We start from the raw sequence: 22,814 nt of genomic DNA, 5'->3' as shown, positions 1-22,814 counted from the left end.
GAATGGCGACAAGTTTCAAAGGGGTGCATTACCCCGAGAGCGTGATCCTTTACGCGGTGTACTTCTATGTCAGATACGCGGTTTCTTACCGGGATCTGGAGGAGATCATGGCAGAGCGTGGTGTCGATGTTGACCATGCGACACTGAACAGGTGGGTGGTGAAATTTTCGACAGATCTCGCAGCCGAGGCACAAAAGCGAAAGCGTTAGACAGCCAACTCGTGGCGGATGGATGAAACCTATGTCCAGGTCAAAGGCCAGTGGGCCTATCTTTATCGTGCCGTTGATCGGGACGGCCGAACCCTTGATTTCATGCTCTCTGCAAAGCGGGACAAGGCTGCCGCACGCCGTTTCTTCAAACGTGCGATTTCAACGAATGGCACGCCTGATCGCGTTGCTATCGACAAGAGCGGCGCCAATCTGGCGGGGCTTCAGGCCGTGAACGTGATCCGCAAATTTACGGGCAGCCGACGGTTGATCCGGATCATGCAGAGCAAATATTTGAACAACATGGTCGAACAGGACCATCGTTTCATCAAGCGGATCACGCGCCCAACACTTGGCTTCAAAGCGTTTCACTCAGCAGCTGCGACGCTGGCTGGGATCGAAACCGCGCACATGATCCGTAAAGGTCAAATCGCCGCGAATGGGAAATCGGGCTTCCAGCAATTCGCCTCCCTCGCAGCATAAGTGTGTCCGCTGAAAGGCTGTTCTGCACTCCCTGATAAAGTTTGCGACAGAACCCCGCAACCTGCTTCGAACCACTATACTCAAGAAATCCCTTGCAAAACTGGAGCCGTCCACAAATGACACCACCATCATGCGAAACATTCCCGTTCGCCATTCCGAACGGGAAAATCGAATGCGTTTGATGGAATCCTTTAACCTACCGCAAGAACCTGTGGTGCAGGTTTTGCGATAGGTTGGGAATGGCCGCGAATGTTAGTCGCGCGCCAGTATCTGGCGCAGCACGCGTTGGAGTGTGCCTTTGGGAGTATCCATGAGCGTGTCGCTTCGCCAAGCCACATGATGGTCAGGGCGCACAAGAAGACAGCCGGTGTCGGTGATCTCGCTGGCGCGCGCCCAGTCTCCGCTGTGATCCATAAAGGGCAGACGCGGGCCGATGACGTGACAGGTGATCTCGATCCCCATCTCTTTGGATAGCTCTGTTGCCGCCGCGCACCAGGCCTCGCCGCCCAGTCCGGTTAAGACGGTGAACTTGCCATGGCCGCAGAGATCGAGAGAGGAGACTTCTTCCCCGTCTTTGGCGTAAAGCCATGTGTGGGGCAGGCGTGCGCCGGGCCATGTGGTCGGCTGGTAATGCAGCTCGGCGTCCAGTTCGAAATCGGGTTCCACCTGACCGTCGGGAACCACCGCGTCAGACCGGTAACGCTGGTTCATCTCGACCCCGTGGGCGTCGAATTCATATTTCTTGAAGGCGATGGCCTTGCGGATCGCCTCGCGCTGTTTCTCTGCCGCCGAGGTGCCATCACAACGCGCCTCAAGGTTTTTCTGCATCTGTACCGGATCGACCCCTTCGCTCATGCCAAGCGCGTCAAAGATCGGACCGGTCTCGCCGATCGACTTGTTGGCACGGGTGACGATCTGTTTCGCCACCGGCGCACGTTCTGTGGTGTAGCTGTCGAGCAGCGCCGCGCCCGCTTGCCCCTTGAGCACCATGGCAAGTTTCCACGCAAGGTTGAAACTGTCCTGAATGGACGTGTTCGATCCCAGCCCGTTCGAAGGCGGATGCCGGTGGATCGCGTCACCCATGCAAAACACGCGACCCTTGGACAGTTCGGTGGCGTAATAGTTGTTCACGGTCCAGGTGTTGGCGCTAAGTAGCTCGATCTTCAACTCCGGGTCGCCGATCAGCTGACGCGCGACGCCGGTGGCCAGCTCTTCGGTCACCTCGGGTTCCGGCCCGTTGATGTCATAGCCCCAGACGATCAGCCATTCATTCCAAGGCCGCACCATGCGCACCAGCCCCATGCCGATGCCGCCGACATCCGCGCCGGGCTGCATCACCCAATAGAGAACGGAGGGGCGGTGGGCGACATATTTCGAAAGATCGGCCTTGAACAGGATATTCATTGATCCGCCCACACCCATCTGCCCCTCGAAGGGCAGGCCAAGCTGTTCGGCGACCAGTGATTTCGCCCCGTCGGCGCCCACGAGATATTTCGAGCGGATGGTGAATTCCTTGCCCGATAGACGGTCGAGACAGGTGGTGGTCACGCCCTCTGCGTCCTGTTCGTGGCTGAGATACTGGGTCGACATTTTCGCCTGTGTGCCGCGCTGACAGGCGGTTTTGAACAGGATCGGCTCCATGAATGTCTGCGGCAGGTCATTCATCATCGAGGGTGAGGACATCTTGTGCTCTGCCGCCGAGAGCGGATGATTGCCCCAGGCCTTCATCCGGCCGATTTCCTCGCCCGCGAGGCTTTCGCAAAAGATATTTTCACCCATCAGGTCTTTGTGCGTGGCATGCAGATAGGCCTCATCCTCGACCTCTCGGCCAAGATCGCGCAGGACCTCCATTGTGCGTTGGTTGGTGATATGAGCACGCGGCGTGTTGGCGAGCCAGCGGTAGCGGTTCACCACCATGTTCTCGATGCCGTAGCTGGACAAAAGTGCAGCCGTGGCAGATCCGGCGGGGCCGGTGCCAATGATGAGAACATCCGTTTCGTAATCGGACATATGCGTCTCCTCCCTAAGTGACGTCTGTGCGGTTTATGGCCGTGCGGTCCTCCTTTATGACGGGCCGGGCTCCTCAACCCGGGACTTGTCGGACGATCCGCTCCGTTAGATGCGACAATAGGGTCGAGATTTTTTTGTGGCTTTTAAAGTGCTCCTGAATAATATCTCCTTTTGTTATGAAGATAGACAGTGAACATCTCGAAATCCTTGCCATGATCGTCGAAAAAGGCGGTCTGACCGAAGGCGCAGAGGCGATGGGAAAATCCCAACCCTCTGTTTCCCGGACCATTTCCAATTTTGAAAAGCGTCTGGGCATGCCCCTGTTCGAGCCGGGCCGCCGTCCGCTGACGCCGACGGAATTCGGGCGCACGCTCGCGGAAATCGGGCTCAGAATGCATAACCTGAATCGCGAAGCGAGCGTACTGGTCGACAATTTCAAGAAAGGTCATGCCGGTCATCTGCGCATCGGCGGCACGCCTTTGTTCATGGACGGGGTGATCACCACCATGCTCGCCGAGTTTCAGGATCAGATCGGCGGGGCGCAGTTCGAACAGACCTATGGCTATTTCGACAGTCTCGTGAGCAAACTCCGGAACAAGACGCTGGATATGGCAATCCTGCCGATGCAGGTGCGGCACACGCCGATTGATCTCGATTTCCAGCCACTTCTCGAAGGACGCAATGTCATCGCCTGCCGCAAAGGCCATCCTTTGACCCGGCGTGGACCGATCACTTTGGCAGAGATCGACGCCTATTCTTGGGTCGCACCGCCCGCTGACAGCCCGCTGTTTCGCGATCTCAAACGCGCGATCCTGTCGATCGGCAGCGAGAATTTCCAATTCACCTTTTCAGGCGGCACTTTGGCTTCGATCTCAAGCTTTCTGGCGCGGTCGAACTGTCTCACGGTGCTGCCCTATTCGGTGGTTTATCTGATGCAGAATCAGGGCAATATCGTCTCCCTGCCGATCAAGGTCGAACATCCTGATCGTGCGCTTGGTGTGCTGACACGCAAGGGTGAGCGACTCACGCCGGTGGGTAAGTCCCTGATCAAATTTCTGAAAACCGAATGCGAACATCTCGAACGGCGGATGGAGCGGGAAAACCAACTCTCGAAACGCCGCCCTTAATGAGAGCTATTCGCTGGGCGCAGGAGGCAACTCGGGCAGAGGGCGAGCGGCCAGTTCCTCGGCACTCTCGCCATCGCTCCCTGCCATGCAGAGCAGTCGCGCGACGATCTGAACTTTACTGTCCGAGGGGAGCTCCCCCCCCGTCACGGCAAGGCTCGCACCGATGATGGTGTGGGCGGTGAGGCGCCAGATCATGGCAGGGTCGCTTTCGCGAAACCGTCCGGCGGACACGGCGTTTTTAAGGTCCCGGATCGCAAAGGGGCCGATGGTGCGATACATCGCATCGGCGATCACCTCGGCGCGGTGCAGCATCTGTTCCCAACGCGGATCGGTCGTCGCAGTGTCGAGCACGGTGCGGATGCCAAAGGCATAGACCTGTGCCGGATCATCAAAGGTGTCGGTGACCATTTCGATCCGTCTCCCCAGCTCATGCATCAGGCTCTCAAGCACGGCGATGGCCAGTTCATCCTTTGATTTGAAATAGTTGTAGACCGTTCCTGCGCCCACGTCTGCATGCTCCGCGATCTCAAGCATGGTCGCCGCATCGACACCTTTTTCGGCCATGATATCGCGCGCAGCGGTAATCAGAGCGGTGCGATTACGCCTTTGACGGCGCGCGACGCGGCCTTCGGGCTTTGGGTTGTCTTCGCTTTCGATCATCGGATGTCCCGTGTGTATTCATAAACGAATCATATTCATTTTCATCACCATTCTCAACGGCGACTGCAATATCTGTCGCGGCTGACTGATGGCCTGTCTCTGGGAAATGGGCGGGAAACTCTTTTCCTCTCAATCCTTTAGGGAAAAATAAAATGACGAAAACTCAAAGTTGACGAGAATTCACTTTTACGCCACGCTAAAGACACAGGCCGGATACGCTTCAAAGAGGATGAGGTGCCCGGCGGATAAAAATCGCATTTCGGCATGACATGCCACGGCGGGGGACCGCCACCGGAGGATTTCAGGGAGGAAATCATGACTGCATCGACCCAACAGGTCGGTTTTCAGACCGATGTCGCTATCGTAGGCGCGGGGCCCGTGGGCACGCTTCTGGCCATTTTGCTCGGCCAAAAGGGCAAAAAGGTCACGTTGATCGAACGCTGGACCACGCATTATCCGTTGCCGCGTGCCGTCACCTTTGACCATGAGATCGCCCGCATCCTCGCCACGCTGGGGATCAATGCAGAAAGCGATGACGCGATCTCCTATCACGACGAGCTTTATTATTGGAAAAACCGCGACGGCGAAAACATCCAGATCGTCGATTGGCAAAGCCAGTCGGCCTCGGGTTGGAGAGTGCGCTATTGGTTCAATCAGCCGGAGCTGGAAAAGCGTCTGTTGGCGATTGCGGCGGACTTGCCGACGGTGACCATTCTGCGCGGTTGGAGCGGCGAGGCGCTGGAACAGGACGCCGATGGCGTGACCCTGACCCTGCGCCGCACCCCGGAAGAGGTCGGACTCGATGGCGAAACCCGGACGATCCGCGCCAAATTCGTTGCGGGCACAGACGGCGCGAATAGTTTCGTGCGCGACGCTCTGGAGATCGAAAATGAGGACAAGGGCTATTTTTTCGATTGGCTGATCCTCGATATGATCCCGCAATTCGATTACGTCGCGGCCCACCCGAACCAGCCAGCGCAATGGCAGCTTTGCGATCCGAAACGCCCGACCACCGTGGTGCCGGGCGGGCCGGGACCGGTGGTCGGCGGTCCGGTTCGGCGGCGCTGGGAGTTCATGGTTCTGCCGCATGAGTGCGCGGAAGATCTGCAAAAGCCAGAAGAGGCTTGGAAGCTCATGGAGCCTTGGGGGCTGACGCCGGAGAACTCCGAACTGGAGCGCGCCGCCGTGTATCGGTTTCAAGCCCGCTGGGCGAAAGAATGGAACAAGGGGCGTTGTCTGATCGGGGGCGATGCCGCCCATCTTATGCCGCCCTTCGCGGGGGAGGGTATGTGTGCCGGGGTGCGCGATGCGCTGGCAATGGCCTGGCGTCTCAACGGCATTCTGGAGGGCAAATTCCCGATGGAGGTGCTCGACAGTTACAGTTCCGAGCGTATGGAGCACGCCAAACATTACATCGACTTCAGCCAGATGCTGGGCCAGATCATTTGTATCAATGACGAGGCAGAAGCCGCGGCGCGCGATGCGCAGATGAAGGCGGAGCTTGAGGAGCGGGACAACACGCCGGTGCCGACCGACATCTGTCAGTTGGGACAGGGGATCTGGGACCAAAACAGTGCCCATGCCGGGGAATTGTCGGTGCAGGGCGTTGTGGAAAGCGCGGGCTACCGCGACCGGTTCGATCAGGTCGTGGGGCAGGGCTGGGTGCTGATCGGCTATGAAAACGATCCGGCCGCAGCACTGAGTACGGTTCAGGCGGAACAACTCGCAGGTCTTGACGGCATGACCGTCACGCTGCTGCCAGAGGGCGCGGGAACGGATGTGGTTGATGTAGAAGGCACGTTCAAAACATGGCTCGATGCTATCGACGCGCGCTATGTTCTAATCCGCCCGGATTTCTATGTGGCTCTGGTTGCGAAGACGCCCGGGGAGCTGCGTGAGAAATTCAGCAAAATCATGACTTTGCTGAAAGTTGATGCGCCGGAAAAGCTTGCGGCTGAATAAGGTAAGACCGCGCTTTTCCGCTTTGGAAGGGCGCGGATTGCGCCAAAATCAACTTAACTTCAGGTTATGTAATCTTTTGCGTATGTGATCCATTGCCCCGATTTTCCGATTATCGTCCGTGAGAGAGTGCCATGCCGTCTGGAGGAGAGGGCATGGACATAGGAGAAAAAATGACACAGCACACACCGCAGCATTCGGGGGCCTTTACCTGCACCCTCAACCCGGCACGGATTGTCTTTGGCGCGGGAAAACGTGGCGACGTGGCAGCCGAACTTGATCGCTTGAGTGTGACACGCGCGCTTGTTCTCTCGACGCCATTTCAGAAAGCGGATGCCGACGCTCTGGCCGAAACACTGGGCGACAAGGCGGCGGGTGTGTTCGCGAATGCCACCATGCATACGCCGGTCGAGATCACCGAAACCGCCATGTCAGCCTATGTGGCGGCGGGCGCCGACGGGGTCATTGCACTTGGCGGCGGCTCGACCATCGGGCTGGGCAAGGCCATCGCCTATCGCAACGACTGCCCGCAGCTTGTGGTGGCGACGACCTATGCTGGGTCCGAAGTCACACCTATTCTCGGCCAGACCGAAAACGGGGTGAAAACCACGGTGCGCGCGGCGTCGATCCTGCCGGAAACGGTGATTTACGATCCGGAACTGACACTTGGCTTGCCGGTCGGCATGTCGGTCACCTCGGGGCTCAATGCCATGGCTCATGCGGTTGAGGGCGTTTATGCGCAGGACCGTAATCCCATCGCGTCAATGATGGCGGTCGAGGGCGTGCGGGCCTTGCGTGATGCGCTTCCGGTGATTGTCAAAACGCCCGCGGATGCGGTGGCGCGGGGAGATGCGCTTTATGGCGCGTGGCTGTGCGGCACGGTGCTGGGGTCTGTCGGCATGGCATTGCATCACAAGCTTTGTCACGTCTTGGGCGGCTCCTTCGATCTGCCCCATGCGGAGACCCATTCGGTCATGTTGCCCCATACGACGGCTTATAATGCCGGGGCCGCGAAAGAGGCCCTGCAACCGCTCGCCGATCTGTTCGGCGGCGATCTGGGGGTGGGACTTTGGCAGTTTGCCAAGGAACTCGGCGCGCCCATGTCCCTGCGCGATCTCGGTCTGGAGGAGACCGATCTCGACCGTGCGGCGGATATCGCGGTGAAGAACCCCTATTGGAATCCGCGCCCGGTGGAGCGGGACGCGATCCGTGCCCTTTTGGGGCGTGCCTGGGAGGGGGCGCCGCCCGAAAGCGGGACATAACAAAAAGATAAGAAAAGCATAAACCTTAGGGAGGAGACTCATGCTTTCACGACGCACATTTCTGAAAACCGGGGCGGCCACGGCGGCCAGCGCGCTGGCGATGCCGGCACTGGCCAAAAGCGGCCCCGTCAAGATCGGCTATGTCAGCCCGCAAACCGGGCCCTTGAGCGGCTTTGCCGCCGCCGACGCCTATGTTGTCGAGAGCTTCATCAAGACCGCCAAAGCACAGGGCGTGGATGTTGAGGTGATCGTCAAGGACAGCCAGTCGAACCCGAACCGTGCCGCCGAGGTCGCCCGTGAGCTGATCGTGCGCGACGAGGTGAACCTGATCTGCGTGGCCTCGACGCCCGAGACGACGAACCCGGTCTGTACCATCGCCGAAGCCGAGGAAGTGCCGGTGATCTCCTCTGTGGCGCCTTGGCAGCCATGGTTCATCGGCCAGCAGGGCAACCCCGCCGACCCGGCCAGTTGGCAGGAATTCGAATACGTCCACCATTTCTTCTGGGGTCTTGAGGACAATGTGAAAGTCTTCATGAACATGTGGGACATGATCGACAGCAACAAATCCGTCGGCGCGCTTTGGCCGAATGACGGCGATGGCAATGCCTGGGCCTCGGATCAAGGCATGCCGCCGGCGCTTGCGGGTGCGGGGTACAGCCTGACCGACACCGGGCGCTATCAAAACCTGACGGATGACTTTTCCGCGCAGATCAATGCGTTCAAACAGAATGATGTGCAAATTCTGACCGGCATTCCGATCCCGCCGGATTTCACCACCTTCTGGACCCAGTCGAAACAACAGGGCTTCAACCCGAAAATGGTGTCCGTTGCCAAGGCGCTGTTGTTCCCGGAAAGCGTCGCGGCGCTTGGAGAACTGGCGCATAACCTGACCTGCGAGGTCTGGTGGTCGCCGATGCATCCGTTCAGCTCGTCTCTGACGGGGCAGAGCTGTGCCGATCTTGCTGGTGAGTTCGAGGATTACGCGGGCCGCACCTGGACCCAGCCGCTCGGCTTCGTTCACGGCCTTTTTGAAGTGGCGATGGATGCGATCAAACGCGCTGACGATCCGACCGATGGCGACGAGATGGCGGAGCTGATTGGCGCGACCAATCTCGACAGTGCCGTGGGTAAGATCCAGTGGGGCCGGGACAATGTGCCGCCCTTCGCGCAGGCCAATGTGTCGAAGACCCCGCTCGTGGGCGGTCAGTGGCGGATGCAGGACGACGGCAGTTTCGATCTGGTGATCGTGGAGAACGGGCTTGCCCCCGAGATTGCGCTGACCGGCTCGCTCGAAATGCTGAACTGAGCCCCCTGAACCGAGACTGGAACCGGCTGGCGGCCTCGGTCGCCAGCCCTCCCAAAAGAGGCAAAACATGTCCCTTCTCACACTCGACAAGGTGTCGAAATCCTTTGGTGCGCTCAAAGTCACCGATGCGGTCTCTTTCGAGGTCGCGCCGGGCGAGGCCTTGGGCATCATCGGGCCGAATGGCGCAGGAAAATCCACGCTGTTCAATCTGATCACCGGCAATATCGCGCCCGATGAGGGGCGTGTCCTCTTTGACGGGGTGGACGTGACGCGAAAGCCGCCGATGAGCCGGGTGGCGGCCGGGATCGGGCGGTCTTTCCAGATTCCGCAACCCTTTACCCATCTGAGCGTGTTCGAAAACCTGCTGGTGGCGGCCAATTTCGGTGGCGGGCATCACGGTCACCATGCGGCGGAATTCTGCATGGATATTCTCGACCGCACCGGGCTTGCCACTGTGGCGGATGCCACCTCCGGCGGGCTGTCTTTGTTGCAGCGCAAGCGCCTTGAACTGGCGCGCGCCATGGCGACCTCGCCCAAGCTCATTCTGCTCGACGAGATAGCGGGCGGGCTGACCGAGGCGGAATGCGGCGCGCTGATCGACACGATCAAATCCATTCACGCAGAGGGCACGGCGATCATCTGGATCGAACATGTGCTCCATGCGCTCACCTCCGTGGTCGAACGGCTCATGGTGCTGAACTTTGGCAAGATGCTGATGATCGGCGAACCGGATGCGGTCATGGCCTCGCCCGAGGTCAAGGAAATCTATCTGGGGATCGAAGTATGACGGACGCTGTCCTTTCCATCCGAAATCTCACCGCCTTCTATGGCGATTTTCAGGCGCTGTTCGGCGTCGATCTGACGCTCCAACGCGGGCAGGCGCTGGCGATCATCGGGGCCAATGGAGCCGGGAAATCGACGCTGATGCGGGCGATCACCGGCATTCTGTCTAGCCCCGCCGAGGCGATACAATTGAACGGTCGCCCCATCGGCGCGCTTTCGGCGCCCGAGGTGTTGGAGGCGGGTATTTCCATGGTGCCCGAGGGTCGGCGGCTGTTTCCTTCGCTCACGGTCGAAGAAAACATCCTCATTGGCGCGCACAGTCGGACCGGCAATGGCTATTGGACACTGGAGGCGATCTACGATCTTTTTCCGATCCTGAAAGAGTGCCGCCACAATCCGGGCACAGCCCTGTCGGGCGGTCAGCAGCAGATGGTCGCCATCGGGCGCGCCCTGATGTCGAACCCAGATGTGCTTTTGTGCGATGAGATTTCGCTGGGCCTCGCTCCGGTGATCATCCGCGACATCTACGCCTCCTTCCCGCGCATCCGCGAAAGCGGGGCCTCGGTCATCGTGGTCGAACAGGACATCGGGCAGGCGCTCAAGGTCGCAGATCACGTCTGTTGCATGATGGAAGGTCGGATCACACTCAGCGGTGCGCCCGGAGAGCTGTCGCGCGATGCGATCCATGACGCCTATTTCGGAGTAAGCGCATGATCTGGGTCGATACCATTGTTCAGGGCATCCTTTTGGGCGGGCTTTATGCGCTGTTTGCTGCGGGGTTGAGCCTTGTCTTCGGGATCATGCGGCTGGTGAATCTGGCGCATGGCGATCTCATCGTTCTGGCGGCATTTCTCATTCTGACGGTCGTGAACCTTCTGGGACTGAATCCTTTCGTGGCGGCTCTGATCGCTGCTCCGGTGATGTTCGCCGTCGGCTGGCTGTTGCAAAGCTATGTGCTCAACCGGGTGCTGGGCGACGACATCCTGCCGCCGCTTCTTGTCACCTTCGGGTTGTCTGTGGTGATCCAGAACGGTCTCCTCGAAAGCTTCTCGGCTGACAGCCAGAAGCTGTCCGCAGGTCCCATCGAGGCCGCCTCCCTGCCGCTTGGGCCGATCACCGTGGGCGTCATGCCGCTTTTGACGCTGATCTCAGCCGTGGTGGTGATCTTTGCCCTGAACCAATTGTTTTACCGCACCAAACTGGGCCAGGCCTTTCGCGCCACCTCCGACGATGCGGTGACGGCGGGGCTCATGGGCATTCGTCCGCGCAATGTCTTCGCCATCGCCACTGGTATCGCGATGGTCGTGGCCACCATCGCAGCGCTTTATCTTGGTATTCGCGCCAATTTCGATCCCTCTATCGGCCCCGCACGCCTGATCTATGCCTTCGAAGCGGTGATCATTGGCGGTCTCGGTTCGCTCTGGGGCACGCTTGCGGGCGGCATCCTGATCGGGGTGGCGCAGGCTTTGGGCGCTGCCGTCAATCCCGAATGGCAGATCCTTGCGGGCCATATCGCCTTTGTGATCGTCCTTTTGATCCGTCCCCGCGGGCTGTTCCCGCGCGCCAATGACTGAGAGCTTATGATGACCAATTCTTCCAAATCCACCCTCTCGCGCGGGATCACGGCGCTGGTCTTTCTGGCGCTGGTCTTCGTGCCGGTGATCGGATCGCGCGCCATGGTGCAGGACCTGTTCATGGTACTCACCCTTCTGGTGCTGGCGCTCAACTGGAACATGCTGGCGGGTTTTGCGGGGCTGGTGTCCGTCGGGCAACAGGCCTTCGTCGGCATCGGCGCCTATGCCATGTTCGGCGGCGTGATCCTTTGGGGCTGGGACCCTTTGCCCGCGATCCTTCTGGGTGGGGTGGCGGCGATGTTCCTGTCCCTGCCGATTGCCTTTTTCACCTTCCGCCTCAACGGGGCCTATTTCGCCATCGGTACTTGGGTGTCGGCCGAAATCGTTCGGCTTTCCGTCGCCCAGTGGAAAGCGCTCGGCGGCGGCACCGGCACCTCTTTGCCCAAAGGCACCACCAAGGACATGTTCGGCGTGCCGCAGATCAAGGATCTGCTGGGGGTCTCGTCTTCGGCGGCGGCGGATGCGCTGACCTATTGGCTGGCGCTCGGCCTCGCCGTAGTGACGCTTCTTGCGGGCTATGTGTTCCTGCGCTCGCGTATGGGGCTCGGGCTGCAGGCTATCCGCGACAATGTCGAGGCGGCGCGCTCGGTGGGGGTCGATCCCTTGCGGCTCAAAGCGCTGGTCTTTGTCCTGTCTGCCTTCGGCACAGGGCTTTGCGGCGCACTTCTCTTTATCCAGATCACGCGGGTCAGCCCGGATGCGGCGTTCTCTGTCGTGGACTGGACTGCCTTCGTCATCTTCATCACCGTCATCGGCGGCATCGGCACTTTGCCTGGCCCTGTCGTGGGGGTGCTCGTTTTCTACATCCTGCAACGCGTGCTCGCCGATTATGGCACGGTCTACCTCATCGTGCTGGGCCTCATCGGCATCGTCATCATGCTCTTCGCGCGCAAGGGGCTTTGGGGGATGTTCACCGAAAAGACGGGGATCGAACTTCTGCCGCTGCGGCACAAATCGCTGCAGCGCTCCGAGCGCTGATATTCATGTAACAGAAAGGGGAAGCCCATGACCGATTATTTCACCGAGGAAGGCTCTGTCGAGGCCGTCAACGCCCGCATGGGTTCGGATATCGATCCGCGTCTGAAAATCGTGATGGGGGCGCTTGTCAAACACCTGCATGCCTTCGCCAAGGAGGTCGAGCTGACCCAGAAAGAATGGGACTTCGGCATCGACTTTCTGACCCAAACCGGCCAGATCTGTAGCCCGGAACGGCAGGAGTTCATCCTCTTGTCCGACGTGCTGGGCTTTTCCATGCTGGTTGATGCGATCAACAACCGTCGCCCCGCCGGTGCGACCGAAAACACCGTCTTCGGTCCGTTCCACGTCGCGGATGCGCCGATCCGTCAGATGGGGGACACCATCTCCCTTGATGGCAAGGGCGACAGTTGCCTCTTTATCGGTAAGGTCATCGACATTCACGGCGAGCCGATCGAAGGCGCCTGCGTGGACGTGTGGTCGGACAATGCCGAAGGTTTCTACGATGTGCAGCAGCCCGACATCCAGCCAAAGTTCAACAACCGTGGCCGGTTCATCACCCGCTCGGACGGGGCCTATAGTTTTGTCGGCATCAAACCGGTGAGCTACCCGATCCCCGATGACGGTCCGGTGGGCAAAATGCTGGGCCACCTCGGGCGGCATCCCTACCGTCCGGCGCATATGCATTTCATGGTGACGGCACCCGGCTTCAAGACCATCGTCACGCATACCTTTGTCGGCGATGACAGCTATCTGAACGACGACAGCGTGTTCGGCGTCAAGGAAACGCTGGTCGCGCCCTTCGAGCATGTCAAAGGCGAGACGGAATGGCGCTCGCCTTTCGATTTCGTCATGGTTTCCGAATAACGCGTGAGGAGGTCTTATGCCTTTGCTTTCAATAGCAATTGAGCACGACGTGTGGCAGGAAAAGGGGCAGGATTTGATGTCTGCTCTGCCTGCCATGCGGGCTATGCTGTGCGAGAAACTCGACGTCGGACAGGAGTTTAGCCACCTGTCTGTCAATCCAGTCTTTTGTCCAAAGGATCAGACGCTTGTCAGCGCGGATCTGCGGGTCTTGGGAAAAGAGGGACGTGGCGCTGACCTGCTTAATGAGGTGGCGGGTGAGTTGCAGGCGATGATTTCATCTGCCTGCAAGCACCATGCCAGCGTCCGCATCACAACAATGGACCCGGCCAAATATTTCGCACGTCGTTGAAAGGGTGTGCCTGGCGGAACTTTTGTTTTGGCAGGCGGCTCGCCACCTTGAAATGTGAGCGCCCCTTCGCCTTTCTGAGACTGCAAGATTAAGTCCGTGGTTTGAGCTGCTGGCGGTTTCGTGGACGGCCACTTAAGCTTTTCTAGCTCGCTCCTCGAAGGTCATAGGGCTTAAATAGCCGATGGTCGAGTGGCGACGCGTTGGATTGTAGAACCTCTCAATATAATCGAACACATCGGCGCGAGCCTGTCTTCTGGTTCGATAGGTTTTGCGCCTGACCCTTTCAGTTTTCAAAGACGAGAAGAAGCTCTCCATTGCGGCGTTCTGCGCCTTTGAATGATCCCCCGGATCATTCAATCCGCTGGCGCGGACCGTCTTGAACTCCCAGACATTTCCAGACCGGCTCATCGAGCAGGTGATGCCGTGATCGGCCAACAGCCTTTGGAACGATTCGCTGGTGTATTGGCTGCCCTGATCGCAATGGTGCAGCAACTCCTTTGGCCGCCCTCTGCGCCAGATCGCCATGACCAAAGCATCCGTGACCATCTGGGATGTCATCTGATCGCTCATGGACCCATGTGCCCGGCACGCGATTTGCAATGCAAATCTGCCGAGAGGAGGCCGACGACGCGCCGCGAGAAGAGATCAATGACGGCGGCGACATAGAGCCAGCCCTCCGCTGTCCAGATGTACGTGAAGTCGTTCGCCAATGTCTCTCGGACCAGTGGCGAGACATTGGCTCACCCCATTTCTGGTTCGGACCGTTTGCCTCAAACTCTCTCTCCAGCATGTTTGCAGCTATGACCGGTCGTGTGCCGTGGTCCTTTGGAGGCTGGCGACGCTTCGGGCGGGCTTTGAAGGCCGCTTGTCGCATTAACCGTTCAACGCAATGCAAGCCACACGTATATCCGTTTGCGCCTAAAATTGATCCCCCAGACCAATTTCTTAACAGCTTAACTCAAGAAGATCATGCCAGATCCGCCGGGCTCCGTAGGTCCGGTCCGACCGTAGAAAGCTTGCACGAATGGCCGACGACAGGTCTTCGTCGCGCAACTCCCTTGCGCTTCGTGATCGCGTTAGCCAGGCATGGAAGCCACTTCGTGACACGACCTGGCGCGTCACACATCCAACTCACCCATGTGCCGGCAGGCGATTGCAAAGCAATCTGCCGAGAGGGGCCAGACCCCTCGGTGCTTCTCAACAAAGCCAAACATCACAGCTGGTCCTTGGCGAAGTAGGCGCTCGGCGTCGCCAGCGGCGATTGGACCAATGGCGCACCCTCTGGCAACTCCTCGGACCATGTATGGATGGCCCCCTTGGCAAGAGCTTTGTTTGGGTCTGGCATTTCGGTCGGTCGCGGCCATGTATACGGCGTCAATTTGCAGATCTATCGCTGCGCGCCTTGATGAAGTCAGCCAACGGACGGATCCCGATCAATGGCACGCGCTCAAAGGCGCTTCGGTCCGAACTGGGTGTTCCGTTCCGCTTTTACCGTCTCTATGCCATCACCTCACGCTGCGCCTCACCATCTCCTGGCCTGCCAGCTCAGCGCTGGTGGCCGATCTCGATCACTTCATGCCAAGGCCGCCCGGTAGCTCTCGCCGCCTCTGATCAGCGCCCATACCGTCCGCGCCATGCGGTTCGCCAATGCGATTGCGACGACCTTCACCGGCTTGCGCTCAAGCATTCGGTCGAGCCAGTCGGGGGTGGCGTCCGAGGCTGCCGCTCGGCGGCCCCGCCGCGCGCTAATCCTGGCCATGGCACCCAGATAGAGTAACCGTCGCAGATACCGATTTCCGGCCTTCGATATCCGCCCTAGCCGTGCCTTGCCGCCGCTGGAATAGGCGCGCGGGGTCAGGCCAAGCCAGGCCGCATAGTCACGGCCGCTGCGGAAGGCACTCACGTCCGGCGTCGTCGCGGCAATGGCGCTTGAGGAGATCGCGCCTACCCCGGGCACCGTTGCCAAACGCCGAGCCAATGGATCATCGGCTTGGCTCTCAGCAATCCGTGCCGTGACCGCATCGATCCGGTTCTGCGTGTCCTGAAGCTGGTCAGCCAGCATATCCACGGCAGCTCGTGCGGCTTCCGGTACGTTCCGGGCGGCGGCGATCAGACGCTCGATGTTCTGGATGCCTTTCGCCACCACGACGCCGAACTCACCCATATGTGCCCGGATTGCATTGATGATCTGCGTCCGTTGCCGGACAAGGAAATCCCGCGTCTTGTGATCGAGCAGGGCTGCCTGGGTCTCTGCCGATTTCACCGGTACAAAGCGCATGGTCGGGCGCGTCACCGCTTCGCAGATGGCTTCCGCGTCGACCGCATCTGTTTTGCCTCGCTTCACGTAAGGCTTGACGTATGCTGGCGGCATGAGGCGGACCTCATGCCCCAACGCGGCGATCTCCCGCCCCCAATGATGCGCGCCAGCGCAGGCTTCCATGCCAACCAGACAAGGCTCCAGTCGCGAGAAAAACATCAGAAGCTGTGCCCGCCTCAACTGGCGACGGCACACCACGGTCCCATTCGCGCTGACACCATGAACCTGAAAGACATTCTTGGCCAGATCGAGGCCGATCGTGTTAGGCTGTTCCATAGTTGACTCCTTTCGGTGGCTGTAGTCAAACCCACCTTGGCACATTGCGATGCCGTTTGATGGGGCCATCCACACCATCAATGGCGGACAAGCCTCGCCCTTTTTTAAAATATCGCGCTCAGCCTTCAACTTGGTCACCTCACGCCGAAGCGCTCTGAGCTCTTCCTGCTCGGGTGTTAGCTTTCCGTTGCCAGGGAACGCCGAGGGACCGTCTGCTTCAGCTGCACGCACCCATCGACGAAGAACAGTAGCGTGTATTCCAAGATCCCTTGAAGCCTGCGCCATGCTGACACCTCGCTTCGTTTGTCAACGGCGGAGTAAAATCAGACCATTGGGCGGCGCAAAAGTAGGCCACTTTGGTGTTGTGTGTAACGGGTGCGCAGAGCGTAGGCGACCAGTCAACCGCGCTCCCCAAATAGCTGGCGGTTGACTGGTCGCCTTGGCCCGTGAGGGCCAAGTCATGGATTTTCGATCAGGGGGTTTTGGTGGCTTTTCGCGCTTGGCTCTGAGCCAGGCGATAGCTCTCACCATTCATCTCGAGGATGTTGACGTGGTGGGTCAGCCGGTCCAGGAGCGCGCCGGTGAGGCGCTCGGTGCCAAAGGTTTCCGTCCATTCATCGAAGGGCAAGTTGCTGGTGATCAGCGTGGCCCCGCGCTCGTAGCGTTGCGAGATCAACTCGAAGAGCAGCTCGGCACCGGTTTTGGAGAGAGGGACGAAGCCCAATTCGTCGATGATCAGCAGCTTGGCGCTGGCCACTTGCTTCTGAACCCGCAGTAGGCGGCGCTCGTCGCGTGCCTCCATCAGTTCGTTGACCAGAGCAGCGGCGGTGGTGAAGCTGACGGTCATTCCTTTTTGGCAAGCGGCGAGCCCCAGGCCGAGGGCAATGTGGGTTTTACCGGTGCCGCTTGGCCCAAGAGCAATTACGTTCTCGCGCCGTTCGATCCAGTCGCAGCGCGCCAGATCCAGCACCTGCATCTTGTTGAGCTTGGGGATTGCCTTGAAGTCGAAGCTGTCGAGGCTTTTGGTGGCCGGGAACTTGGCCGTCTTGATGCGGCGCTCGACCATCCGTCGCTCGCGATCGATCAGCTCCAGTTCGACCAGGCGCGTCAGGAACTGGACATGATCCAAGCCCTCGGTGGCGCATTGGCGCGCCACCTTCTGATACTCACGCAGGAATGTCGGAAGCTTCAGCTTCTTGAGGTGATGCTCCAGCAGGATCTCGGGGACATGGGTCATTCCGCAGCCTCCGACATCAGGGACATGTAGCTGGCCGCGGAGGTCGTCTCGACCCGCGCCCGTGGCAGGTAGGGGTACACCTCGAGGTCGAGCCGTGGGGGCCGCTTCTCGACCTGACACAGAACCAGATGCTTCACAGCATCAAAGCCGACCGCGCCCATCTTCAGGGCCTGTTTTACGGCGGTGTGTAGCTCCTCCATGCCGAAGGTCTCCAGAAGGCGCAGCACCTGGACATACTCGCGGCGCCCTGCCTTCAGCATGCGCGCTTCCATCAGGCGGCGCAGCGTGTCGAAGTCGTCTGGCAAGCCCCACTCTGCAAGAGGCGCGGCCTGATCCAGGGCATTGATCTTGCGTTCGATCAGCGGGAGGTAGTGGATCGGGTCGAACACCATGTCCTCGCGCGCGTAGCACCGCGGATGGCGTGCGATCACGTCCCCACGGCAACCAATCACCACCTGATCGACATAGGCCCGCACCCAGACATCCTGATGGCCGTAAGCCACGGGGACCGAGTAATCGTTGGTGTCGTAGCGGACCAAAGACTGGGAACTCACCCGACCGCTGGCCTGTGCGCAGGCCTCAAAGGGAGTGGCTGGCAAGGGGCGCATCTCGGCCAGATCCAGTTGCAAACGCGAGCCGATGGTCTCCGTGTGCCCCCGGAGCATATCGTTCTGACGAGCGAGACACTGCTCTTCGAGATAGGCGTTGAAGCTCTCCCAGTCCGGGAAGTGGGGGATCGGCACCATGTGGTTACGGCGGGCATAGCCCACCATTCCCTCAACATTCCCCTTATCATTCCCTTTGCCGGGCCGTCCGTAGCGATCTCGGAACAGGTAGTGTGACAGCAACCCGCTGAACAGCTTGGCGCGTACCCGGGTACCATCCGGCTGGATCTTCGAGACCAGGCAGCGGTCATTGTCATAAAGCACCGACTGCGGCACCCTGAGCTGCTGCCGGTTTCGTGGACGGCAACTTAAGCTTTCATAGCTCGCTCCTCGAAGGTCATAGGGCTTAAATAGCCGATGGTCGAGTGGCGACGCGTTGGATTGTAGAACCTCTCAATATAATCGAACACATCGGCGCGAGCCTGTCTTCTGGTTCGATAGGTTTTGCGCCTGACTCTTTCAGTTTTCAAAGACGAGAAGAAGCTCTCCATTGCGGCGTTCTGCGCCTTTGAATGATCCCCCGGATCATTCAATCCGCTGGCGCGGACCGTCTTGAACTCCCAGACATTTCCAGACCGGCTCATCGAGCAGGTGATGCCGTGATCGGCCAACAGCCTTTGGAACGGTTCGCTGGTGTATTGGCTGCCCTGATCGGAATGGTGCAGCAACTCCTTTGGCCGCCCTCTGCGCCAGATCGCCATGATCAAAGCGTCCGTGACCATCTGGGACGTCATTTGATCGCTCATGGACCATCCGACGACGCGTCGCGAGAAGAGATCAATAACGGCGGCGACATAAAGCCAGCCCTCCGCTGTCCAGATGTACGTGAAGTCCGCTACCCATTTCTGGTTCGGACCGTTTGCCTCAAACTCTCTCTCCAGCACGTTTGCAGCTATGACCGATCGTGTGCCGTGGTCCTTTGGAGGCTGGCGACGCTTCGGGCGGGCTTTGAAGGCCGCTTGTCGCATTAACCGTTCAACGCAATGCAAGCCACACGTATATCCGTCTTCGAGAAGATCATGCCAGGTCCGCCGGGCTCCGTAGGTCCGGTCCGACCGTAGAAAGCTTGCACGAATGGCCGACGACAGTTCTTCGTCGCGCAACTCCCTCGCGCTTCGTGATCGCGTTAGCCAGGCATGGAAGCCACTTCGTGACACACCGAGCGCGTCACACATCCAACTCACCGGCCAGACCCCTCGGTGCTTCGCAACAAAGCCAAACATCACAGCTGGTCCTTGGCGAAGTAGGCGGCCGCCTTTTTTAAAATATCGCGCTCAGCCTTCAACTTGGTCACCTCACGCCGAAGCGCTCTGAGCTCTTCCTGCTCGGGTGTTAGCTTTCCGTTGCCAGGGAACGCCGAGGGACCGTCTGCTTCAGCAGCACGCACCCATCGACGAAGAACAGTCGCGTGTATTCCAAGATCCCTTGAAGCCTGCGCCATGCTGACACCACGCTTCGTTATCAACTCCACCGCTTCTTGTTTGAACTCGCGGCTGAACATCCTTCTTGTCATGTAGATTCTCCAGTTTCATTAACACCTTATCTCGGTGTCCATGAAACCGGCAGCAGCTCAGTGTAAATCTCCTCGCCCTCCATGCCGCCGCAAGAAGGGAAAAAGTGGACGACTTTTACGCCGCCCGCACCGCCAATATGGCGGCGCTACCGTGGTCTAATTTTGCACCGCCGTTCTCAGGTGCTTTAGCTGCGCCCGCGTCGGTCGGTCAGTTTGCGCACGATCACATAAAACGACGGCACCATGAAAATCCCGATGAAGGTCGCCGCCGCCATCCCGCCCAAAACGCCGAAACCGATGGCATTCTGCGCCGAGGCCCCTGCCCCCGTGGCTTTCGCCAGAGGCAGCACACCCAGCATGAAGGCCAGAGAGGTCATCAGAATCGGACGCAAACGCAGCTTTGCCGCCTCAATCGCCGCCTCGACCACCTCCATGCCTTTTTCTTCGAGGCCACGCGCGAATTCCACGATCAAAATGGCGTTTTTCGCCGCCAGACCGATGGTCGTCAGAATGCCGACTTTGAAATAGACGTCATTCGATTGATCGAACAGCCAAGCGAACAAAAGCGCGCCAAAGACCCCGACGGGAACAGACAGCATCACCGAGAAGGGCACCGACCAGCTTTCATAGAGCGCGGCGAGACATAGGAAGACGACCAGCACGGAGAGCGCATAGAGATAGGGCGCCTGACTGCCGGATTGCTGTTCCTGATAGGACAGCCCCGTCCAGGCCACGCCATAGCCGCCGTCGACGCCCTCGGCGATCTCCTGGATCACATCCATCGCCTCGCCCGAGCTGACCCCATCAGCGGGGGAGCCGGAGATTTCGATGGAATCGATGGCATCCATCCGCGACAGAGAGGGCGACACGGACACCCATTCGGTCGTCACGAAAGACGCGAAAGACACCATGTCGCCATCGGTGTTGCGGGCGTACCAGCCCTCAATGTCTTCGGGCTGCATCCGGTAGGCTGCATCCGCCATGACGATCACCGGGCGCAGCGATCCGTTCATGTCGAAATCATTGACCGAAGACCCGGCAAAGATGGTCGAGAGGATCGAATTGACCTCACTCACCGAGACGCCAAAGCTTTCGGCTTTCTGTTGGTCGATGATAAGTTTGAGAACCGCTTCGCTATCGACGCCGGAAACATCGACGTTCTGCAAGCGCCCGTCCTGATTGGCCAAGCTTTCCACTTCTTCCGCCGCCGCGATCAAGGCATCGCGCCCGGTGTTGCCATAGTCTACGAGCTCTAGGGAGAAACCCGAGGTGTTGCCAAGTCCGGGAATGGCGGGCGGTTGCATGAACATCACCTGCCCCGCGCGCAGCCCCGCGAAATGCATCGTGGCGCGCGTGGCGACCGCGGAGGCTGTCAAATCATCGCCTTCGCGCTCATCGAAATCCTTAAGCTTCACGAACAGCATCGCAGTGTTTTGTCCCGTACCGCTAAAGCCAAAGCCCAGCGTCGCGAACGTGCTTTCCACGGCTGCGCTTTCCTCGGTCAAAAGATAGTCCTCCACCTGTGCGACAACCTGCTCGGTCTGAGGCGTGGTGGACCCTTCGGAGAGACTGACCATGACCATCAACACGCCCTGATCCTCCTGTGGCAGAAAGGATGACGGCAGCCGCGTGTAGACGCCCCAAGCGCCCGCAAGGAAGGCAGCCAGAACGAGGATCATGATGAAGGGACGTTTCAAAATGCGCGCCACGGCAGAGGTGTAACCCTCATTCGCACGGTCGAAATTTCGGTTGAACCAGCGCGCGGGTGCGATGCCTTCGCCATGTTTCGCGGGTTTGAGAATCGTGGCACATAGCGCGGGTGTGAGGATCAAAGCCACGGCGGCAGAAAGCACCATCGCGGTGATGATCGTCACCGAGAACTGGCGATAGATCACCCCCGTAGAGCCGCCGAAAAACGCCATCGGCAAAAACACGGCGGAGAGCACAAGCGCAATGCCCACAAGCGCGCCTGTGATCTGGCCCATGCTTTTCTCGGTCGCGGGCATCGGCGCGAGGCCCTCGTCCTCAATGGTGCGTTCGACGTTCTCGACCACCACGATGGCGTCATCGACCAAAAGCCCGATGGCCAGCACCATAGCGAACATCGTCAGCGTGTTGATCGAATATCCAAGCGCTGCGAGCACGGCAAACGTCCCGGCCAAAACGACCGGCACGGCGATGATCGGAATGATGGTTGCCCGCCATTTTTGCAGGAACACCAGGATCACGAGGAACACCAAAACGATGGCCTCGATCAGCGTGTGATAGACCTTTTCAATCGACAGCTCGACGAAGGGCGAGGTGTCATAGGCATATTGAATTTCAACACCTGCGGGCAGAGAGGCCTCCAGTTCGGAGAGCGTCGCGCGCACGGCATTGGCGGTGTCGACCGCATTCGCCCCAGTGGCGAGGTTTACCCCGAACCCTGCCGCATTCGCGCCATTGAACCGCGCGTCTGAGCCATAATCCTCTTGCCCGATTTCGATGTCGGCGACATCGCCCAAGACGACGCTGCTGCCGTCCTCTTCGGTGGTCAGAAGGATGCTTTCGAACTCTTCGACGGAGGTCAGCTGACTTTGCGCGGTGATGGTTGCGGTGAACTGTTGCCCCTCGACCACGGGCAATTCGCCCAAGGAGCCGACGGACACGGTCGTGTTCTGCGCCGTGACGGCATCCGTCACATCGGCGGGCGTCAGATTGTATTGCACAAGCTTGAGCGGATCGAGCCAGATCCGCATGGCATAGCCCGACCCGAAACTGTTGATCCCGCCCACACCATCGGTGCGCTGCACAGGGCCGGAGACCTGATTGTCGAGGATGTCGCCAAGCTCAATGGTGGAATAGCTGCCATCGGTGGAGACAATCGCGCCCACCATGAGGATTGACGAGGATGACCGCGACACGCTGACGCCGGAGCTTTGCACCGCATCGGGCAATTGGCTTTCGACCTGCGAAATCTTGGATTGCACCTCGTTTTGCGCATCCACCGGATCGACGCTTTCGTCAAACGTCAGCGAGATCGAGGACGATCCCTCGCTCGACGAACTTTGCATATAGAGGCATTGTCAGGTTGTTGCCATCGACTTGTCGTTGTAGCGCGATGCCATGTTGAATCTGTCTGATCTTTCGCGCCTTAAAGGTTTCCGTTTCCCACGCTCGGTCATTGGCTACGCGGTTTGGGCGTA

Annotated in this window: 17 protein-coding genes and 4 pseudogenes; 11 read left to right on the top strand and 10 right to left on the bottom strand. The window is 59.3% G+C overall.

Features of this window, described 5'->3' with window-relative positions:
• Window positions 1–2 precede the first annotated feature (2 nt).
• A pseudogene (locus tag J5Y17_RS18280) lies at window positions 3–689 on the top strand (IS6 family transposase).
• Between the two features lie 252 nt (window positions 690–941).
• On the opposite strand, the gene J5Y17_RS18275 reads toward J5Y17_RS18280, so the two are convergent.
• A complete protein-coding gene (locus J5Y17_RS18275) occupies window positions 942–2,699 on the bottom strand; it encodes an FAD-dependent monooxygenase (RefSeq protein ID WP_219787298.1) in 1,758 nt (585 codons plus the stop codon).
• A 176-nt stretch (window positions 2,700–2,875) separates the two neighbouring features.
• Here J5Y17_RS18275 and J5Y17_RS18270 point away from each other — a divergent pair, with 176 nt between their 5' ends.
• A complete protein-coding gene (locus tag J5Y17_RS18270) occupies window positions 2,876–3,826 on the top strand; it encodes a LysR family transcriptional regulator (RefSeq protein WP_219787297.1) in 951 nt (316 codons plus the stop codon).
• A gap of 6 nt (window positions 3,827–3,832) precedes the next feature.
• Here the strand turns inward: J5Y17_RS18270 and J5Y17_RS18265 are convergent, their stop codons facing one another.
• The gene (locus J5Y17_RS18265) at window positions 3,833–4,486 is read right to left on the bottom strand and encodes a TetR/AcrR family transcriptional regulator (RefSeq protein ID WP_219787296.1); all 654 of its coding nucleotides are present in this window, start codon (window positions 4,484–4,486) and stop codon (window positions 3,833–3,835) included.
• A gap of 315 nt (window positions 4,487–4,801) precedes the next feature.
• On the opposite strand from J5Y17_RS18265, the gene J5Y17_RS18260 reads away from it, so the two are divergent.
• The 9 genes from J5Y17_RS18260 to J5Y17_RS18220 all read left to right on the top strand — a co-directional run bounded on the left by J5Y17_RS18260 (window position 4,802) and on the right by J5Y17_RS18220 (window position 13,621).
• Entirely contained in the window at window positions 4,802–6,448 is a 1,647-nt protein-coding gene (locus tag J5Y17_RS18260) for a bifunctional 3-(3-hydroxy-phenyl)propionate/3-hydroxycinnamic acid hydroxylase (protein ID WP_219787295.1), read from the top strand.
• Between the two features lie 170 nt (window positions 6,449–6,618).
• A complete protein-coding gene (locus J5Y17_RS18255; protein ID WP_219787294.1) occupies window positions 6,619–7,707 on the top strand; it encodes a maleylacetate reductase in 1,089 nt (362 codons plus the stop codon).
• 40 nt (window positions 7,708–7,747) lie between these two features.
• On the top strand, window positions 7,748–9,013 hold the full coding sequence (locus J5Y17_RS18250) for an ABC transporter substrate-binding protein (protein WP_219787293.1): 1,266 nt from the start codon (window positions 7,748–7,750) through the stop codon (window positions 9,011–9,013).
• A 67-nt stretch (window positions 9,014–9,080) separates the two neighbouring features.
• The gene (locus tag J5Y17_RS18245) at window positions 9,081–9,800 is read left to right on the top strand and encodes an ABC transporter ATP-binding protein (protein WP_219787292.1); all 720 of its coding nucleotides are present in this window, start codon (window positions 9,081–9,083) and stop codon (window positions 9,798–9,800) included.
• Complete coding sequence (locus J5Y17_RS18240) at window positions 9,797–10,510, top strand: ABC transporter ATP-binding protein (protein ID WP_219787291.1); 714 nt, start codon at window positions 9,797–9,799, stop codon at window positions 10,508–10,510. Before J5Y17_RS18245 ends, J5Y17_RS18240 begins: the two co-directional genes overlap by 4 nt.
• Entirely contained in the window at window positions 10,507–11,370 is an 864-nt protein-coding gene (locus J5Y17_RS18235) for a branched-chain amino acid ABC transporter permease (protein WP_219787290.1), read from the top strand. Before J5Y17_RS18240 ends, J5Y17_RS18235 begins: the two co-directional genes overlap by 4 nt.
• 9 nt (window positions 11,371–11,379) lie before the next feature.
• The gene (locus J5Y17_RS18230; protein ID WP_255572211.1) at window positions 11,380–12,408 is read left to right on the top strand and encodes a branched-chain amino acid ABC transporter permease; all 1,029 of its coding nucleotides are present in this window, start codon (window positions 11,380–11,382) and stop codon (window positions 12,406–12,408) included.
• Between the two features lie 27 nt (window positions 12,409–12,435).
• Window positions 12,436–13,272, top strand: coding sequence for a dioxygenase (locus tag J5Y17_RS18225; RefSeq protein WP_219787288.1), 837 nt, complete (start codon window positions 12,436–12,438; stop codon window positions 13,270–13,272).
• Between the two features lie 16 nt (window positions 13,273–13,288).
• Window positions 13,289–13,621 carry a hypothetical protein gene (locus J5Y17_RS18220; RefSeq protein ID WP_219787287.1) on the top strand — a complete coding sequence of 111 codons (333 nt, stop codon included), beginning with the start codon at window positions 13,289–13,291 and terminating at the stop codon, window positions 13,619–13,621.
• Window positions 13,622–13,753: 132 nt separating this feature from the next.
• On the opposite strand, the pseudogene J5Y17_RS18215 reads toward J5Y17_RS18220, so the two are convergent.
• The 8 genes and pseudogenes from J5Y17_RS18215 to J5Y17_RS18185 all read right to left on the bottom strand — a co-directional run.
• Window positions 13,754–14,835, bottom strand: a pseudogene (locus tag J5Y17_RS18215) (IS3 family transposase).
• A 359-nt stretch (window positions 14,836–15,194) separates the two neighbouring features.
• Window positions 15,195–16,214 (bottom strand): IS110 family transposase, encoded by a 1,020-nt coding sequence (locus J5Y17_RS18210; protein WP_255572210.1) that lies wholly within the window; start codon window positions 16,212–16,214, stop codon window positions 15,195–15,197.
• Between the two features lie 147 nt (window positions 16,215–16,361).
• Window positions 16,362–16,502 (bottom strand): annotated as a pseudogene (locus tag J5Y17_RS19360) (transposase); the annotation flags it as partial.
• A 184-nt stretch (window positions 16,503–16,686) separates the two neighbouring features.
• Window positions 16,687–17,451 (bottom strand): IS21-like element helper ATPase IstB, encoded by a 765-nt coding sequence (istB, locus tag J5Y17_RS18205; protein WP_219787285.1) that lies wholly within the window; start codon window positions 17,449–17,451, stop codon window positions 16,687–16,689.
• Window positions 17,448–18,392: pseudogene (locus J5Y17_RS18200) on the bottom strand (IS21 family transposase); the annotation flags it as partial. The pseudogene J5Y17_RS18200 and the gene istB, both read right to left, overlap by 4 nt.
• 32 nt (window positions 18,393–18,424) lie before the next feature.
• A protein-coding gene (locus J5Y17_RS18195) for an IS3 family transposase (protein WP_255572209.1) occupies window positions 18,425–19,629 on the bottom strand; the annotation gives its coding sequence in 2 pieces (ribosomal slippage) (window positions 18,425–19,380 and window positions 19,380–19,629; 1,206 coding nt in all).
• A 185-nt stretch (window positions 19,630–19,814) separates the two neighbouring features.
• The gene (locus J5Y17_RS18190; RefSeq protein ID WP_255572208.1) at window positions 19,815–22,682 is read right to left on the bottom strand and encodes an efflux RND transporter permease subunit; all 2,868 of its coding nucleotides are present in this window, start codon (window positions 22,680–22,682) and stop codon (window positions 19,815–19,817) included.
• Window positions 22,633–22,814: hypothetical protein (locus J5Y17_RS18185; RefSeq protein ID WP_219787284.1), on the bottom strand; the 182-nt coding region annotated here is incomplete at its 5' end. The genes J5Y17_RS18185 and J5Y17_RS18190, both read right to left, overlap by 50 nt.

The organism is Celeribacter sp. PS-C1 (genome assembly GCF_019429625.1).
Taxonomy (GTDB): Bacteria; Pseudomonadota; Alphaproteobacteria; order Rhodobacterales; family Rhodobacteraceae; genus Celeribacter.
Note: the sequence above shows the minus strand (reverse complement) of the source record. Positions and strands in the feature narration are given on the sequence as shown.